The organism is Bradyrhizobium sp. (assembly GCF_035273305.1).
GTDB lineage: Bacteria > Pseudomonadota > Alphaproteobacteria > Rhizobiales > Xanthobacteraceae > Bradyrhizobium.
Window position 1 is genome coordinate 1 of sequence record NZ_DATEPI010000107.1, and the last position, 2,548, is coordinate 2,548.

Sequence of the window (2,548 nt, forward strand, 5' to 3'; positions counted from 1 at the left end):
CTCGGCTGGGGATATTTCGAGAAGCTGGCCAGGCAGCGTGTGATGCAGGTGCAGTCGTCGACCGACCCGCCGAAGAAGCTCTCGCTTGGTGAGCGCGCCGTGATGGCCGATGGCAACGAATACGGCGTCGTGCTGTTGAAGGAAGCCGGTCAGCCGATCGAGCCGGTCTATCCGACCGAGGGCACCCCGACCATCTCAGGCCCGACCGGAATTTTCGCCAGCGCGCCACATCCGAACGCCGCCCGGTTATTTCAGGCCTGGCTGCACACACGCGAAACCCAGCAGTTCTTCATCGACTTCACCGCGCAACATTCGGTTCATGCGCAGGTGCATTCCAAACCCGGGCGTCGCAAGATCTCCGAGATCAAGCTGATGAAGGAAGACGCTGCAGGCGTCGAGCAAATGGCGGAGGAGATCAAAACCCGTTATGCACGGCTGTTCCGGGTGTGACATCCGATTGCCTCGAGATGGAAAGACGCCGACCGCACGCCGCGCGATAGCTGCTGCGGCGCTATGCGCCGACGAGAAACACTTCAGAGTTGAGAGCCAATGAGCACAACGACTGCAATCGACGGCACCCGCGGCAGGGTCGATTGGACCAAACCGGTGCTGTGGCTGTTCGCGGCATGCCTGATTGTGCTGATCCTGATGCCGCTCTCCTGGCTCGCGATCTACAGCGTCACCGACAAAAACAATCACCTGACGCTATCGAATTTCGTCAAGCTGTTCACCGATCCGGATTTCCTCGACCCGCTTCTAACGACGGCCATCATTGCGGTCACCTCCGCGGCAATCTGCTGCGCTGTTGCCGCGCCGATGGGATGGCTGGTGTCGCGCACCGATATGCCCGGACGCCAGTTCATCCGCGCCCTGGTCACCGCGTCGTTTGTGACGCCGCCATTCCTCGGCGCCGTCGCCTGGGAGTTGCTGGCGGCGCCGAACAGCGGATTGCTGAATCAACTATTCAGGTTCGTAAGCGGAGCCGAGGCGGACGAGCATCTGTTCAATATCTATTCGCTGGGCGGCATCATTTTCGTGATTTCCTGCTACACATTTCCTTTCGTGTTCGTGCTCATCGCCAATGCGCTGGATAACATGCCCGGCGAACTCGAAGATGCTTCCGCCATCCTGGGCGGAAGAGCCTGGACCACCGCGCGCCGCATCACGATTCCCCTGGCGCTGCCTGCCCTGATTGCGGGCGCGTTGATCGCGTTTTTGCAGGCGATGACACTGTTTGGCTCGCCGGCGATTCTGGCGCTGCCAGCCGGCTTCCACACCATGACCACAAAAATATGGAGCCTGTTCCAGTATCCGCCGAAGCTCGAGCTGGCCGCCGCGGCGGCGGTGCCGCTACTTATCCTAACGATCATTTTGCTGCAGGCGCAGAAGTTCATTCTCGGCCGCCGCGGCTATTCGGTGGTTGGCGGCAAATATGGCGCGCCGCGCCGCGTCGAAATGAAGAAATGGCGCTGGGCGGCGCTGGCGTTTTGCCTAGTGGTGCTGCTCAATCCGGTATTCCTGCCCTATTTCGCGCTGCTCAATGCGGCATTTTCACCGAATGCGACCACGCTGGTCACGCCGTCAACGATGACCCTGCACAATGTCGTGTTTGTATTCACGGAGTTGTCCTCGACCCAGCTCGCGCTCAAGAACACGGTGATTCTCGGCGCCGCCACAGCCACGATCGGCACGGTGCTCGCCCTGGTCATTTCGTATGTGACCACGCGACGTGTGGTGACGGGCTCACGCGTGCTCGGGTTTCTCGCGACTGCTCCGGTCGCCGTGCCCGGCATCGTGCTCGGCGTTGGGTTATTCCTGAGCTACACCCGGCCACCTTTTGTGCTGTACGGGACGCTCTGGATTCTCCTGGTTGCCTTCCTGACCATTAATCTGCCGTCGGCGTATCAGCAACTGCAGGCGGCTTTCGCCACCATTCACCCGGAGCTCGAGGACGCCAGCAGAATCCTGGGCGCGACGCGGCTACAATCGCTACGCCAGATTACAGCGCCCCTGTTGCGCACCGGCGTGATCGCTACGTGGTGTTTCATCTTCATTGGCGTCATGCGCGAACTCTCGGCGGCCATTGTACTCTTCACCTCGCAAACCAAAGTGATCAGCGTGCTGATTTACGATCTCAACGAAAGCGGTGATCTCGCGGCGATTTCGGTGCTGGGCATCGCGATGCTGGTGATCACGTTCGCAGTGGTGCTGGCCGTCAACCGCATTCCGATATTCGGCGCTAACGCCGGTGCGCGATTGCGCAACTAGCCCCCTCCGCGAAAACGGGCGCGGATATCTGGCAATCCGCCCAAATCAGACCGATATACATCCATCCTGGCGGCGATCTTGCGCTGGAAACTGAGGACCTAAGTGACAGAAGCGATAAAATCAAAGGGCCGATCGACGCCGATCGCACCTCGCCGGCCGTATGCATTCACCCGACATGGAATCACGATCGTCGATGATTATGCATGGCTAAAGGACCCGAATTGGCAGGAGGTGCTGCGCGACCCCGGCAGGCTTGACCCCGATATCCGAAAATATCTCG

At 60.1% G+C, this 2,548-nt stretch carries 1 protein-coding gene and 1 pseudogene; both read left to right on the forward strand.

The features are described from left to right. A pseudogene (locus VJV58_RS07165) lies at positions 1–450 on the forward strand (extracellular solute-binding protein); the annotation flags it as partial. 99 nt (positions 451–549) lie between these two features. Continuing rightward, complete coding sequence (locus VJV58_RS07170; protein ID WP_324136644.1) at positions 550–2,268, forward strand: iron ABC transporter permease; 1,719 nt, start codon at positions 550–552, stop codon at positions 2,266–2,268. Positions 2,269–2,548 lie beyond the last annotated feature (280 nt).

Bases quoted from the DNA above. Each gene is read 5' to 3' on its own strand.
- VJV58_RS07170 (WP_324136644.1), top strand. From the start codon at position 550: ATGAGCACAACGACTGCAATCGACGGCACCCGCGGCAGGGTCGATTGG.